This window comes from Phytohabitans flavus, from assembly GCF_011764545.1.
Classification (GTDB): Bacteria; Actinomycetota; Actinomycetes; order Mycobacteriales; family Micromonosporaceae; genus Phytohabitans; species Phytohabitans flavus.
Window position 1 is genome coordinate 5,668,037 of the sequence record NZ_AP022870.1, and the last position, 14,733, is coordinate 5,682,769.

Annotated in this window: 10 protein-coding genes; 5 read left to right on the forward strand and 5 right to left on the reverse strand. The window is 70.9% G+C overall.

What is annotated here, in order from left to right; all coding sequences use genetic code 11:
• Positions 1 to 87 precede the first annotated feature (87 nt).
• The 3 genes from Pflav_RS24795 to Pflav_RS24805 all read left to right on the forward strand — a co-directional run bounded on the left by Pflav_RS24795 (position 88) and on the right by Pflav_RS24805 (position 3,786).
• The gene (locus Pflav_RS24795) at positions 88 to 921 is read left to right on the forward strand and encodes an AfsR/SARP family transcriptional regulator (protein WP_269474536.1); all 834 of its coding nucleotides are present in this window, start codon (positions 88 to 90) and stop codon (positions 919 to 921) included.
• A 109-nt stretch (positions 922 to 1,030) separates the two neighbouring features.
• Positions 1,031 to 2,566 (forward strand): AfsR/SARP family transcriptional regulator, encoded by a 1,536-nt coding sequence (locus tag Pflav_RS24800; protein ID WP_173038620.1) that lies wholly within the window; start codon positions 1,031 to 1,033, stop codon positions 2,564 to 2,566.
• The gene (locus Pflav_RS24805) at positions 2,539 to 3,786 is read left to right on the forward strand and encodes a tetratricopeptide repeat protein (RefSeq protein WP_173038621.1); all 1,248 of its coding nucleotides are present in this window, start codon (positions 2,539 to 2,541) and stop codon (positions 3,784 to 3,786) included. The genes Pflav_RS24800 and Pflav_RS24805 overlap by 28 nt, the downstream gene beginning before the upstream one ends.
• Positions 3,787 to 3,797: 11 nt before the next feature.
• Here Pflav_RS24805 and Pflav_RS24810 read toward each other — a convergent pair whose 3' ends face one another.
• The gene (locus Pflav_RS24810; RefSeq protein ID WP_232071879.1) at positions 3,798 to 5,357 is read right to left on the reverse strand and encodes an acetolactate synthase large subunit; all 1,560 of its coding nucleotides are present in this window, start codon (positions 5,355 to 5,357) and stop codon (positions 3,798 to 3,800) included.
• A gap of 109 nt (positions 5,358 to 5,466) precedes the next feature.
• Between Pflav_RS24810 and Pflav_RS24815 the strand changes: the two genes are divergently transcribed.
• Positions 5,467 to 6,747 carry a DUF2254 domain-containing protein gene (locus tag Pflav_RS24815; protein ID WP_173038623.1) on the forward strand — a complete coding sequence of 427 codons (1,281 nt, stop codon included), beginning with the start codon at positions 5,467 to 5,469 and terminating at the stop codon, positions 6,745 to 6,747.
• A gap of 609 nt (positions 6,748 to 7,356) precedes the next feature.
• On the opposite strand, the gene Pflav_RS24820 is transcribed toward Pflav_RS24815, so the two are convergent.
• The 3 genes from Pflav_RS24820 to Pflav_RS24830 form a co-directional block, all read right to left on the reverse strand.
• Complete coding sequence (locus Pflav_RS24820; protein WP_232071880.1) at positions 7,357 to 9,696, reverse strand: M14 family zinc carboxypeptidase; 2,340 nt, start codon at positions 9,694 to 9,696, stop codon at positions 7,357 to 7,359.
• A 370-nt stretch (positions 9,697 to 10,066) separates the two neighbouring features.
• Complete coding sequence (locus tag Pflav_RS24825; RefSeq protein WP_173038627.1) at positions 10,067 to 11,536, reverse strand: GxGYxYP domain-containing protein; 1,470 nt, start codon at positions 11,534 to 11,536, stop codon at positions 10,067 to 10,069.
• Positions 11,533 to 12,195, reverse strand: a complete 663-nt coding sequence (locus Pflav_RS24830) for an SDR family oxidoreductase (RefSeq protein ID WP_232071881.1) — start codon at positions 12,193 to 12,195, stop codon at positions 11,533 to 11,535. The genes Pflav_RS24825 and Pflav_RS24830 overlap by 4 nt, the downstream gene beginning before the upstream one ends.
• A gap of 194 nt (positions 12,196 to 12,389) precedes the next feature.
• Here Pflav_RS24830 and sigJ point away from each other — a divergent pair, with 194 nt between their 5' ends.
• Positions 12,390 to 13,289, forward strand: a complete 900-nt coding sequence (gene sigJ / locus Pflav_RS24835; RefSeq protein WP_269474537.1) for an RNA polymerase sigma factor SigJ — start codon at positions 12,390 to 12,392, stop codon at positions 13,287 to 13,289.
• A 455-nt stretch (positions 13,290 to 13,744) separates the two neighbouring features.
• Here sigJ and Pflav_RS24840 read toward each other — a convergent pair whose 3' ends face one another.
• Positions 13,745 to 14,704, reverse strand: a complete 960-nt coding sequence (locus tag Pflav_RS24840; RefSeq protein WP_173038629.1) for an SDR family NAD(P)-dependent oxidoreductase — start codon at positions 14,702 to 14,704, stop codon at positions 13,745 to 13,747.
• Positions 14,705 to 14,733 lie beyond the last annotated feature (29 nt).

Here is a 14,733-nt window from a genome sequence, read left to right on the forward strand (position 1 = left end):
CGGTCGGCGGGCCAGCACGTTTCAGCGCTGCTTCAGCGGGGGCCTGCACGCTCCGATGACCGGCGGATGCCGGTACTGGGGGGATAAATGAACAAATTGGAGTTTCGTCTGCTCGGATCGGTGGAAGCCCGGGTGGACGGACAGCCCATTGACCTGGGCTACGCGAAACAGAGATGTGTACTGGCGCTCCTCTTGGTCGATGTGGGCAGGGTGGTACCCGCGGGGAGGCTCATCGACCGGATCTGGGGACCCGCGCCGCCGCCATCGGCCCGCAGTGTCCTGTACGGTCACGTCGCCCGCCTGCGCCGGGCACTTGCCGAGGCGGGCGGCAGCGCTGCGGGCGTGCACCTGCACCGGCGTTCCGGCGGCTACCTGCTGGACGCCGACCCGGCAAGCATCGACCTGCACCGGTTCCGCGCACTGACCGCCCGGGCCCGCCGCTGCGGCGGCACCGGCGACTTCGCGGCGCAGGTGTCCCTGCTGAACGAGGCGCTCGACCTGTGGCGCGGACCGGCGCTCACCGGCACCGACGGCCCGTGGGTCGAGCAGATCCGGTTCGGCCTCGAACGCGAACGGATAGCCGCGCGGCTGGCGTACTGCGACGCCCGGATGCGGCTGGGCGGGCACGACGACGTGGTGTCGGAGCTCGCCGAACTCGCCGCCGACGACCCGCTGAACGAGGGCGTGATCTCCCGCCTCATGCTGGCGCTCTACCGCACCGGCCACATCGGGGCGGCGCTGGACTCCTTCGCCCAGGCGCGGCAGCGGCTCGTCGACCAGTTGGGCACCGATCCGGGCGTGGAACTCGACGAGCTCCACCGGAGCATCCTGCGCCGGGACGCCGCCCTGACCGGGCTCTGGGAGGCGACGCCGATTCCGGCCGCTGGGGGCGGATCAGACAGCGGGGGACGAAACTCCTGACAACGAAGCTCGATCCCGGACGCGTCACGTAGTTCATCTGACCGCCGTACCGGAATCGGCTTTTGGGGGTTTCGTGCAGGTGAGGCTTTTAGGGCCTGTTGATGTGACCGTGGATGGCGTCGCGCGGCCGGTCTCCGGGCTGCGCCGCAAGGGGGTGCTGGCCATCCTGGCACTGCACGCGGGCACGATCGTCAGCGTCGACCGGCTGGTGCACGCCATCTGGGACGAGCACCCGCCGGCGACGGCGCTGAACACGTTGCAGCGGCACATGTCGTACCTACGCCGCGTGTTCGGCGTGCGGGACGCGATCGTGGCGCGCCCACCCGGCTACGCCCTGGAGATCGGCGCCGAAGCGACCGACGCCGCGGTGGCCGAGCGCCTCATCCGGCAGGCGAGGCAGTCGGAGGACTCCGCGGCGAACACCACACGGCTCCGGGCCGCCTTGGCGTTGTGGCGCGGTCCGGCGCTGATGGACGTCACCGGCCTGCCGTGGATGGAGGAGCAGTCGCGGCGGCTAACCCTGCTCGAGGTGGAGGCCAGGCACGCGCTGATCGAAGCCCGCCTGGCGCTCGGCGAGCACACCGAGCTGGTACCGGAGCTGCGACGGCTCACGTCCGAGCAGCCCTACCACGAAAACATGCACGGGCACTTGATGCTCGCCCTCTACAGGTCCGGGCGGCAGGCCGAGGCGCTGGACGCGTACCAGGGGTTGCGACGGGCGCTGCGCGAGGACCTCGGGATCGAGCCCAGCTCGGCACTACAGGATCTCCAAACCGACATCCTGCGGCACGCCCCGTCTCTGGACCCGCCGGGGCAGTCGGTGACCGTGACGCCGGCCGCGTCGACGGCGACCGTGCCGTCGCAGCTCCCGCTCGCGGTCCGGACGTTCGTCGGTCGCGAGGCGGAGCTAGCCCGCCTGGACGCCATCCTGGCCGAGTCCGACCCGGCTCGTCCCGCGGCGGTGCTCATCTCGGCGGTGTCCGGTACCGCCGGGATCGGCAAGACCGCGCTCGCTCTGCATTGGGCCCACCGGGTCGCCGAGCGGTTTCCGGACGGCCAGCTTTACGTCAACCTGCGCGGGTTCGACGAGGGCGGCTCGACCCTCGACCCGTTGGCGGTGCTGCGCTCCTTTTTGGACGCACTCGGGGTGCCGGCCCAGCGGATCCCGGCCACTGTGGACGAACAGGCGAGCCTCTACCGCAGCCTGCTGGCCGGCAAGCGACTTCTGGTGGTCCTGGACAACGCCCGCGACGTCGCCCAGATCCGGCCGCTGCTGCCCGGTTCAGGCGGATGTGTCGTGGTCGCGACAAGCCGGCGGCAGCTCACCGCGCTTGTCGCGACCGAGGGCGCGCACCCGCTGACGCTGGACCTGCTGACCTGGCCTCAGGCGCGGTACCTGCTGGCCGCCCGGATCGGCGGGCATCGGGTGGCGGCGGAGCCGGAGGCGATCGACGAAATAATCGAACGCTGCGCGCGGCTGCCCCTCGCCCTGGCGCTCGCCGCCGCCCGCGCCGCGACCCGCCCCACCTCCCGCTGTCCGGGCTCGCCGCCGAGCTGCGCGACGCCGGTGCGCTCGATCCCTTCGACCGCGACGACCCCGCCACCGACCTGCGCGCGGTGTTCTCGTGGTCGTACGGCGCGCTGAGCCCGGACGCGGCACACATGTTCCGCCTGCTGGGCCTGCATCGCGGGCCGGACATCACCGCCGAGGCCGCGGCCAGCCTGGCCGGCCTCCCCCTGTCACGGGTACGCCCGCTGCTGACCGAGCTGACCGACGCGCACCTGCTCGCCGAGCACGCGGCGAACCGGTACACCTTTCACGACCTGCTCCGCGCGTATGCGGCCGAACAGGCGAGCCGGCTCGACGACCACGAGACCCGGCGGCTGGCTGTTCATCGGCTCCTCGACCACTACCTGCACTCGGCCCACGGCGCCTCGCAGCTGCTGGACCCGCTCCATGTCCCGATCGAGCCGGCGCAGGTCCAGCCGAGCGTCATCGTCCAGCGGCACGGCGGCCACGACGAGGCCCTGTCCTGGTTCACCGCCGAGCACGCGTCGCTCCTGGCCACGGTCGACCTCGCCGCCGACGCGGGCTTCGAGCAGCATCCGTGGCAGCTGGCCTCGACGCTGACCACGTTCCTGCTGCGCCGTGGCTCCTGGCACGACCACACGCGCGCACACAGCACCGCCCTGGCCGCCGCGCGGCGGCTCGGGCACCGTACCGGTCAGGCCCACGCCCTGTTCAACCTCGGTATGGGGCACGCCAGGTCGGGCCAGTTCGACGATGCCCACCCGTTGCTCAAGCGGGCTCTGGACCTGTTCGGGCACATCGGCGACCCCGTCGGCGCCGCCGTCGCGCTGGAGACCATGTCATGGATCATGGAACGGCGAAACCGCCTCCCCGAGGCTCTCCGCGAGGTGAACCGCGCGCTCAGCCTCGTACAGGCCTCGGGCCATCGGGCATACGAGGCTCGGTTCCTCAACGATCTCGGCTGGTTTCACAGCCTGCTCGGCGACCACCACCAGGCGATCGCCCACTGCGAGAAGGCGCTCGCGCTCTGCCAGGAGCTGGACGACCTGAACGGCCAGGCGGCGACCTGGGACAGCCTCGGCCAGGCCCACCGCCAGCTCGGCGAGTACCAGCAGGCCATCACCTGCTACGAGTACTCGCTCGGCTTGTACCGCGAGCTGGCCGACGCGTACAACGAGGCGATCACCCTGGCCGACTTCGGCGACACCCATTTCGACGCGGGCGACCCCGACGCCGCCCGGCTCGCCTGGCAGGAGGCGCTGGACATCCTCACCCGCATCGACCACCCCGACGCCGAGGATGTACGCGACCGCCTCGACCGGCAGCCGGGGTGATGCCCTGAGGATCAGGCGGCGGCCGGGATCGTGGCGTCGATGAGGTGCGGGCCCGGCTCGGCCAGCGCCTGGGAGAACTGCTCGGCGAACTCTTCACCGGTGGTGGCGCGGCTGGCGGGTACCCCGTACGCCTCTGCCAGCCGTACGAAGTCGATCGCCGGGTTGCTCAGGTCGAGCAGCTGCTTGGTGTCGGGAGTGGTGACGCCGCGACGGTTGTCGAAGTGTCCCCACTCCTGGCGCAGGATCGCGTACGAGTGGTTGTTGAGGATCACGGTGGTGACGTTCAGCTGCTCGCGGGCCTGGGTCCAGAGCGCGGTACCGGTGTACATGGCGCAGCCGTCGGCCTCCAGGGCCACCACCGGCCGGTCGGGCGCGGCAACGGCGGCGCCGACGGCGAGGGGCAGGCCGTCACCCATCGCGCCACCGGTCTGCATCAGCACGTCGTGCCGGGGAGCGCCCGCGGTGGCGTCCGCCAGGGTGGTACCGGAGCTGATGGTCTCGTCGATGATGATCGCTCGTTCGGGTAGCAGCGCCGCCACGACGTCGGCCCAGTTCTGAAGCGTGAGTGGCCCCGTGGGCAGCTGCGGTCGACGGGGCTCGGTGACCTGGGCGGCCGTGCCGCCGGCGACCAGGTCGGCGAGTTGGACGAGCGCGGCGACGGCGTCCTGGCCGACCTCGGCCAGCATGTGCGTCTGGGCGCCCTCGGGTACCAGGTAGCTCGGCTGGCCGGGGTAGGCGAAGAAGGCGACCGGCGCTTTGGTGCCCGCGACGATGACGTGCCGTACCCCGTCCAGCTGCGCGACCACCTGCTCCGGGTAGAAACCCAGCCGGGGAAAGGCGGGCAGGCCCGCCCCGCGTTCGACCCGGTTGGAGTAGAGCTCCTGTAGTACCCGCACCCCACTCGCGGCGGCGATGCGGCTCGCGGCGGACAGACCCGCTTCCTGTACCGCCGGTCCGCCGATGACGAGGGCGGTCGGGTCGCCGCTGCGAATGATGTCGGCGATCCGCCCGATGACCTCCTGCGTCACGATCGGCGCCGGCCGAGGCATCACCGGTACGCCGATCACGCCGCCATCGGACCAGGCGACATCCGACGGCACGATCATGGTGGCGATCTGCCCGGGTGCTTCCAGCGCCGCCGTGAGCGTCGCCGCGGCGTCGGTGCCGGCGCCGGAGGCGTTCTCGGGACGGCGTATCGGGCCGCGCAGCCAGCCGCTCAGGGCCTCGATGTCCGAGTTCAGCGGCGGGTCGAATGTGTTGTGGTAGGTCGCGTGGTCGCCGACGATGCTCACCACCGGTGAGTTGGCGCGCCGGCTGTTGTGCAGGTTGGTCAGGCCGTACGCGAGCCCCGGCCCCAGGTGCAGCAACGTCGCGGCGGGCTTGCCCGCGATGCGGGCGTAACCGTCAGCGGCGCCGGTGGCCACGCCCTCGAAGAGGGCGAGCACGCCGCGCAGCTCTGGAACCGAGTCCAGCGCTCCGACCATGTGCATCTCGGTGGTACCGGGGTTCGTGAAGAGAACCTCCACCCCACCGTCGACCAGCGTCCGCAGCAGCGACTCAGCCCCGTTCACCCCTACATTTAAGCCGCATATCGGACTCGACATGCGGGCTTCCAGGATTCCCAGCGGGACGGGCCGGCTTGATCGGTTCAGGAGGCCGACAAAATCCTACAGTCATGATATGTCCGATTCGATCGGAAAACCGCAGCGGTACCGGGGGGTGGCGCGGCTCTGGTGGCGAGCCGTGTCGGATCGCCTGCGGCAGAGCCTGCTGTTCGTGCCCGCGGTCATGCTGATCGGGGTCCTGGTGATCGGCTTCGCCCTCGACTGGCTGGACGGCCGCCTCACCCGCCTGTTGCCGCAGCGGCTCGCGTTCGCGCCCGATGTCGCCGTGTTGCTGCTCAGTACGATCGCCGGGGCGACGATCACCACGGCCGGTGTGGTCTTCTCCCTGCTGGTGGTCTCGCTCCAGCTGGCCAGCGGCCAGTTCTCGCCTCGGGTGCTGCGCCGTTTCTGGCGGGATCGCTTCAGCCATGTCCTCATCGGCCTGCTGCTGGCCACGTTCGCGTTCTGCGTGCTCGCGCTGGCCCGGGTCAACACCCATGAGGAAATCGCACCGCCCTACACGGTGCTCTTCGCGCTGCTGCTCACCGTCGCCTCGGTGATCGTGATCGTGGTCTACCTCGACCGGATCATCCTCCAGCAGTACGTCGGCGACATCATGCACCGGGTGCTGGAAGAGACGCTGCGGCTCATCGCCGAGCTGCCCTACGGCCCGCACATCGGCGAGCGCCGGGGCAAGCCTGTGAGCCCGCCCGACCCCGACACGCTCGGCCCGTCCTTCGTCGTCCCGGCAAGGATCAACGGCTGGGTCCAGCAGATCAGCACGCGCAGCCTCCTGGCCACCGTGCCCGCGCACACCGTCGTCCGGGTGGAGACAAGGGTGGGTGCCTACCTGACCTTGGACACGCCCCTGTTGACGCTCTGGCCGCCGCCACCGCCAGACCAGCGCGAGCGGATCGGCCGGCTGGCGGCACGAAGCATGATCGTCGCCACCTCCCGCAGCATGCAACAGGACATCGACTTCGGGATACGCCAGCTCAACGACATCGCCTTGCGCGCACTGTCGGACGACAACGACGCCACCACCGCCGTCGAGGCCGTCGCGCGGCTCGGCTCGCTGATGCGTCCCCTGCTGCTGGCCAGCCTGCCCGCCCGATCGGTCGAGGACGACCGCGGCCGGATCCTGCTCACCCTCCGCGACCCCGACCACGCCACCTACGTCCGGCACGCGTTCGCCCAGCTACACGTCTACGCCGCCCGCCACCCCCAGGTCAGCGACGTCATCGCCGACACGATACGCATGCTTCAAATGGCCTGCGAAGGCCTGCCTGGGCGGGAAGCGGCACGGGCCGAACTCGACCGCCAACTGACCATCACCCTCGCCAACCTGACCGACTGAGGTGTTTGGGGTTGGGATCATCGCGTCTGCGCGGGCGTCCTCCGCGCGCAGACGCTCCACGACAGAGATTTCAGCGACCGCGACGCCCGCGGTGGTCCGGACCGCATGCCGCTCGGCCTAATTTGATACAGAGGGTCAATTCCAAGGCAGATCTGGGCTACCGCGATGTCCGCCGGGGCCAAGGCCGCTGCTCCCGCGGCCTCACCCTCCGCGGCGACAAGCCCATCCCGCCCGCATGGTACGGCCGGATGTATGCGCCTTGATGAACAGATCATGGTACGCAGATGCCCCCACGGGGGCCGGTAGGTACCACGATCTGCCCAGATGGCTTCCGGCCATCTGGCATCGGACAAAGCGCAGCAACAGCCCCGCCGTAGCCTGCGGTTCGGCGCGGCGTCGGGCTGCGCGATGCCGGTGGCGGGTTTGGTTGTGAAACGCGAAGGGTGAGGCCGCGGGAGCAGCGGTCCGGACCACAACGGGCATCGCGGTAGCTCAATATCTATTTCGAAGTTTGTCGGTAGAGAAGACTCCGACAGCTCTCTGGAGCCAATGTGCACAGTGCGGCCGGGGCACCAGGTGCCCCGGCCGCGGTCGTGTCGAACTGTCGGATCAGCTGTCGGAGATGGTGGCGAAGGCGCGGTTCCAGTTCTTGGCGTCAGTGTCCGGGCGGTAGTTGTTTTCGATGTTGCCGGCCGCGTCGACCGAGAACCAGAAGACCTTCGCGCCGTACGGCACCGTGAGCGTCTCGCCCGCCTCGCGGACACCCGCGGAGGCGTACAGGGTCGAGGAGTAGGTCGGCTTGCTGCCGTCCAGCGTGTAGAACACGGCGGCCGGCTCGCTCACGTCGAACTTGACGTCGACCATGCCCTCGGTGGCGCTGGGCGCGGTGACGAGCGTGCTCGTCGGGCGCTTCTTGTCCTTGTCGTAGTCACGTGCGACGCGCAGGAGCTCGACGAGGCCGTTGGAGAACTCCATCGTCTCCGCGTGCGCCTCGTCCCAGGTCGGCTGGAAGGAGGTACCGACCTCGAAGTTCCAGGCGTAGATGCCGTACTTGTACCAGAGCATGTCACCGGAGTTGCCGGCCGCCGAGTAGAGCACGTCGGCGATCGGGCCGGTGCGCGCGGGGGTGACCGCCATGTTCCGGTGGCGCTTGATTTCGGTCAGGATCCGCGAGGAGGCGCCCCAGAAGAACGACTCCTCGGCCAGGGTCGGCCGCGGCGCGCTGATGCGGTTGGGCAGGGAGTACGCGCCCGGCGACCACATGAAGTAGTTGCCGGAGGAGTGGAGGTTCATCGAGAACTTGATGTTGGTGCGGCTGGCCAGCCAGTCGACGTTCTTGTCCTCCGGCTCGGAGAGCTCGCTCGGGCCGGCGTACGTGTCGCTGGTGCAGCTGGACGAGGCGCCCGAGTAGCCGTCGAAGAGGCTGTACTCGGTGTAGTTGCGGTTGTTGTCCACGCCCCACGAGTTGCGGGCCAGCGCGTCCGTCGAACCACCCTCGGCGCAGTGGTTGGTCATGTTGCGGCGCTGGGAGTTGAAGTCGTAGAAGGAGTAGTGCCCGCCGTCGGGGTTGATCGACGGGACGATCCAGATGTCGAGGTTGCGCAGCAGTTCCTGCGTCTTGGGGTCGTGCTTCTGGTTGCGCAGCAGCCGCTCGGCGGTCTCGATCGTGACCAGCGGGGGCACCCACTCGCGGGCGTGCTCCTGGGCGTAGGCGAGGACGCCGGTGCGGGAGCCGTCGCGGTACTTGCCGATCCGGATCGCGTACACCGGGTGCGGGTCGCGGGAGACGGAGGCCGGCGCCTTCAGGTTGTCGGTCAGCGGCGTTACCGCGACCGGGGTGACCACGCCGTCGCCGACGCTGCCCCGGTACGTGTACGCCTTGACAAGGCTGCCCGCCGCGCCGTTGATGACCGCGGCGACCTGGGCGGCGGTGCTGGTGACCGCGCCGGCGGCGTCCGTGGCCAGGCTCACCCGGATGGCCTTGCCGGTCAGCGTGGCGTTGAGCGGCTGGTTGGCGGCGCCGGGGTTGGCCAGCTCGACGGTGATGTCGTTGCCGCCCTGGTGGCCCCAGGCGAGCGAGTCCACCGCGACCCGGCTGGCGTTGGCGGAGCCGAGCACGACCTGGGCCTTGCGCCGGTAGCCGTTCGTCTTGTACGGCAGCTCGACGATCTCGGCCAGCTGCGGGTACTCGGCGGCCAGCCGCTTGATCCGGTCGTACAGCTCGGTCGGCGTCAGGTAGCTGGTGACGAAGTCCTTCTGGTAGCCAGGACCCTCGGGGGCCTCCCCGTCGGTCGGCAGCCACTCCTTGACCTGCGCGACCGCGACGTCACCGGTCGGGCTGGTGATCTGGATCTTGTCGGGCCGGCTGGTCACGTTGGAGGCGCCGCGGTGGTACAGGTACACGCCGGCGTCGACGAAGCGGGAGATGGACTGGGTGCCGCCGGAGCCCATCGGGGTGCCGGGGCCGCTGTCCCGGGACACGGTCAGCGTGCTGGTCGAGGTCTGGCCCTGGGCCCATTTCGCCTCGACGGAGAGGACCTGGTTGGTACCCGAGGTGTAGTAGTCGGCCCGCACGATCTTGACGTCGGAAACGGCCGCGTTCGTCGCGATGGTCGCGGTGAACGCCTGGTTTTCGGCCTTGTGCTCGGCGATCGTCGCCTCGCGCTCGGCAATCCGGCCCTCACTGTCGGCCGGGTCGAAGAGCGTCGGGCCGACCCGGTAGCCAAGCGCCTTCAGGCCATCGACCTCGTTGGGGGTGATGACGGCGTGGACCACGATGCCCGCGTCCGTCTGGGAGACGTGGTGGTCCAGGTCGACGCCGGTGGCAACGAGCTTGTCCAGCTCGTCCCGGTCGGCCACGGTCACCTCGACGACGCTCGCTTCCTCGCCGGCGAACCGTTCGAGGACTGCGGGGGCCCCGCCGGGGTCGGCCGGGGCGATGGCGGGCACGGCGGTGGCCGGACCGGCAAGGAGGAGGAAGGCGGCCGTCGCGGCAGTCGCCGCGAAAGCACCCCTTCGCCATCTGGGCAGAGATGAAGGAGACATTTTGGTACCTTTCGTCTGCTGCGCCACTGAACCCTTGAAAGTGTGCGGACAGGCGAGTGCCGACCATCCACTGTGGATGGCCGCTCGGGGGTCGCGCCCCCGCGAGGAGGGGGCGCCATGGACGGTGGGTTGGATCATCCTGGATGCCGCCGACTTGACCTGTCAATGATCAAGTCAGCCCGCTCGTCAGGTGTAGCAAGGAATGGCCTCCACACTGGACGCGAGCCTCGACACCTGGCGGAAGGCCGCCGGGCAGCGGACGACCCTCGTCGGCTCAGGCGCCGTGCGACCGGCGTACCAGGTGTAAGAACTCGTCGGCGCGGACAACGCGGTACCGGTCGTCCAGCTCCGCGGCCACCATGGCGATGTCGGCCGGGGTCAGTGACCAGGCGAGCACGCCCACCGACACGAACCTTGGGCCGCGGCTCGGCCGAGCGGCGGCGCGGGCGAGCAGGCGGCGACATTCGTCCACTGTGGATACGAGCTGGCCGGTCGCGACTGGGAGGCCGGCCACCATCCTGACCCGGTGCCGGAAGGTCCAGTGCTGGAGGAGCCCGACCGGCTGTACGTCCCTGGCGTACGCCTCCACCTGGCGTGACGTCAGGTCGCGGTCGATGCGGCGGGCGCGGTTGAACACGTTGACCACCACCGGGTCGCCGAGGTCGCGCGTGTACTCGCCGGTCTGCCTCGTGAAGGCGCCCAGGTCGCGGTCCGGCCACACCCTCGGGTACGCGTACCCCGCACCGGAGGGCCCGGCCACGAGCAGGTCGTTCGGCGTCGCGGTGCGCTGGTAGTAGGCCAGGATCGCGGGTGCGGCGTCGCGCAGCAGCGGGCTCACCGTCCAGTTGAGCGGGACCCGGCCGCGCTCGGGCATGTCCCACAGGCGCCGCATGGCGTGCTGGCAGTACTGGAGATTGTCGCCGTCGGTCATCGTGAACGTGACGTACGTGCACTCCTCCAGCGGCGGCGGGGCCAGAGCCGGCGGCGGCGCCAGGGAGGCTGGCACGCCGCCGAGCACGGTCAGGTTGTGCGAGAAGTCGGCGGGCACCACGTACACCGCGTGCCGGGAGGCAAGCTCGGTGCCGCGGCTCTCGCCGGAGACGCCGCTCGGCCACCATCCCACGTACGCCGCGTTCGCCGGCATGTCCGACAGCAGCCGCTTCAGCAGCGCGCGGTCCCGCCGGGCGCCGGGGTGAGCCCAGACCACGAACGCACGGTTGGCGACCGCGTAGTCCCGCAGAAAACCCGGGCCGTCGGGGTCGAGCCCGACGAGCATGCGGCGGGTGGCGAGTGGCCACAACCGATCGACCGCCCAGCGGTACGCCTCACGGCCGCCCGCGAACCGACCGCGAAGGTCCGCGACCACCGGCAGTCCCAGCCGCTCGGCCGCGTCCGGATCGGCCACGACGGCGCCCTCCAAGCCCGCGATCGTGGTAGCCACGTTGACGGTGGCGGGCACGGCGGGGTCGGCCAGGACCGCGCCGGCGATCTCCTCCCGGTACCGGTCGACGAGGGCATCCACCCCGGCGACCGGGTCGGTCGGGAGCGCGAGCGTGTCGAGCCAGGTGTGGCTGCCCTCGTCGGCGTCGCGCACCAGCCAGATCCGCGGGCGGCTCCGGTTGACCACGCCCTGCGCGGTCGTGGCCAGCAGCACGTCGGCCGGTGTCGCCTGTCTGAGGTCGACGACGTCCAGGACTGTCGGACTGTCGAACCTCGGCAGAGCCTGCCCCTCCGGCCAGATCACGCCCTCAAGGCTACGGAAAGGAACTCCTCCCAGCTGCGGCCGCCGGTCGTACCCTCGGTGGCCAGGTTGGCGCCGGCACGCATGGCGGCCGCGGCGGCGCCGGGCATGCGCATCGGTAGGAGCGGGCGGCGCTTGCCGGTCGCGCGCAGGTAGTCGCGGATCAGCTCGTCCATGCCGTATACCCGGGGTCCGCCCAGGTCGGGCACGAGGCCGGCGGGCGCGCCGAGGGCGAGCTCGACCATCCGGGCCGCCACCTCGCCGGAGTCGACGGGCTGTACGCGGGTACCGGCCGGCACGGGCAGCACGGGCAGCTTGGCCAGCTGGCGGGCGGTCAGCAGCACCAGGTCGTGAAACTGCGTGGCGCGCAGCGTGGTCCAGGGGATCCCCGACTCGGCGACCGCGACCTCGCCGGCGCGCTTGGCGGCGTAGTACCCGAACATCACGCGGTCGGCCCGGCTGGTCACCGGGACGCGGTCGGCGCCGACCACGGAGATGTACACGAGATGCTGGACGCCCTCCCCCGACGCGGCCCGCACCAGGTGGCGGGCCTTGACGTCGTCGCCCTTGGCGCTGCCGGCGCAGTGCACGACGGTCTCGACGCCGGTGACGGCGGCGTCGATGCCTTCCCCGGTGGCGAGGTCGCCGGTGACGTACTCCACGCCGTCGGCGTCCTCCCGCGCCCCCGGCTGAGCACCCGGACCTTCTGGCCGGCCGCGCGCAGCAGCGGGAGCATCTGGCGGCCGAGCGTGCCGGTACCGCCGGTGAGCAGGATGGGTGTGGTCATGTCGAACTCCCGGTCACATCGGTTGGGTTTGTTGGGTCTACTCGCTGTGACCCGGAGCGAGGAGGAAACGTGACAGGGGTGGGATACGGGGACTGGCTGACGGAGCGGTTCGAGGAGCACCGGGGCCGGCTGCGCGCGGTGGCGTACCGGATGCTCGGCTCGGTCAGCGAGGCCGACGACGCGCTCCAGGACGCCTGGCTGCGGCTGCGCCGCTCGGACACCAGCGAGGTGGACAACCTCGGCGCCTGGCTGACCACGGTCGTCGCCCGCGTCTGCCTCAACATGCTCCGCTCCCGCCAGACCCGCCGGGAGGCGCCGCTCGACGTACACGTCCCCGACCCGATCGTGAGCCCCGAGTCGGGCGTCGACCCGGAGGCCCAGGCGGTGCTCGCCGACTCCGTGGGGCTGGCGTTGCTGGTGGTGCTGGAGACGCTGACCCCGGCCGAGCGGCTGGCGTTCGTGCTGCACGACATGTTCGCGGTGCCGTTCGAGGAGATCGCGCCGATGGTCGAGCGCTCGCCGGAGGCCGCGCGGCAGCTCGCCAGCCGGGCGCGGCGACGGGTGCGGGGGCAGGCGCCGGCACCCGACCCGGACGTCCAGCGGCAGCGGGAGGTGGTCGACGCCTTCTTCGCCGCCTCCCGCGCCGGCGACTTCGAGGCGCTGGTCGCCCTGCTGGACCCGGACGTCGTCCTCCGCTCCGACGGCGGCCACGCACGGCCCGGCATGACGTTCACGCTGCGCGGCGCCCAGGCGGTCGGCGGCCAGGCATTCACGTCCGGACGCCTCTCACCGTTCGTGCGCCGGGCACTGATCAACGGAACACCGGGCGCGGTGATCGCGATGCGCGGCCAGGCGCAGTTCGTCATGGCGTTCACGGTCGCGGCAGGCCGCATCATGGCAATCGACGTACTCGCCGACCCCGAGCGCCTGCGCACCCTCGACCTCAGCGCCCTCGACGAGCCAGCGTGACGCCCCAGATCCATCCACGACAGAGATTGAGCTACCGCGATGTCCGCCGTGGTCCAGACCGCTGCTCCCGCGGCCTCACCCTCCGCGCTTCACAACCCCGCCGCCCGCCTCGGCCGGTGGCGGCGAATTTCCGTGATCGGCGCAGCAGTGCCGTATCGCGCTGCGTCCGTGTCGAAAAATTGCCCTTGGAGGGGAAACTTCTCGCCACGGACGACCAGCGCACGCAGCGATCAAGATGCGCCGGCCCTGGGCGTTGCGAGCGCCGGGTGGGCCGCGGCCTCGCCGCCGGCCGTGCCGGCCGGGGTTGGCTTGTGTATCGCGGAGGGTGAGGCCGCGGGAGCAGCGGTCTGGACCACAGCGGACGTCGCGGTAGCTCAAATCTTCATCAGGCAAATGAGCCCGCAGCCGCCATTGTGACGGACCCGATGACCCCGCTGGCCACTGTGGACAGATCTCTAGCTGGAGAGTGAGACGCCGGTGAGGTCGGCCGTGTACGTCCAGAGGCGGGCGGCCTGGTCCGGGTCGACGGCGTGCGGGCGGACGCCGGGACCGTCGGCGTCGGCGGGTACGACGTCGGCGACGTCGCAGTCCTCGCAGTAGACGCCGCCCAGGCCGGCGAGCTGGGGCGAGGTGGCTGCCCACACCTGGGTCGCCGCGCCCTGCTCCGGGGTCTTGAACGACGGGTCGATCCCGTTGCCCTCCTCGTCGGTCCAGCCGGCGGCGACCATCTCGGACCGTGCCAGGTGGCGCTGCAACGGGGTCAGGATGCTGCCGGGGTGTACCGAGAACGCTCGCACCCCGGCGTCCCGCCCGAGCGTGTCGAGGTGCAGCGCGAAGAGGATGTTGGCGGTCTTCGCCTGGCCGTACGCGGACCACTTGTCGTACCCGGACGTGAAGTGGATGTCCGCCCAGCGGATCGGCGAGATGCGGTGACCGCCGGACGAGACGGAGACGACGCGGGCGCTCCCGTCCCGGGAGACGGCGGGCCACAGGCGGTTCACGAGCGCAAAGTGTCCAATGTGGTTGGTAGCGAACTGGGCCTCCCAGCCCGGCCCCACGCGGGTCTCCGGGCACGCCATGACGGCGGCGCTGTTGACGACAAAGTGGACGGTGCGGCCGGATTCGAGGAAGCGCTCGGCGAAGCCGCGCACGCTCCCCAGGTCGCCCAGGTCCATATCGTCGACCTCGACGCCCTCGACGCCGGCCAGTGCCTCCGCGGCAGCGGCCGGGCGCCGGGCGGGCACCACCACGTGCGTGCCGGCGGCGGCCAGCGCGCGGGTGGTCGCGAGGCCCAGGCCCGAGTAGCCACCGGTGACGATCGCGAGCTTGCCGGACAGGTCGATGCCGCTCAGGACCTCGGCGGCGGTGCTCCGGTAGCCGAACCCGGAGCCGATTTTGTGCTGTCCCGTTGCCATGGCTGGAACGGTACGACTTCGAGAACGCT

Coding starts and splice junctions, on each gene's coding strand:
- Pflav_RS24795 (WP_269474536.1), top strand. CDS start 88: ATGAACAAATTGGAGTTTCGTCTGCTCGGATCGGTGGAAGCCCGGGTG.
- Pflav_RS24815 (WP_173038623.1), top strand. CDS start 5,467: ATGTCCGATTCGATCGGAAAACCGCAGCGGTACCGGGGGGTGGCGCGG.
- Pflav_RS24840 (WP_173038629.1), bottom strand. CDS start 14,704: ATGGCAACGGGACAGCACAAAATCGGCTCCGGGTTCGGCTACCGGAGC.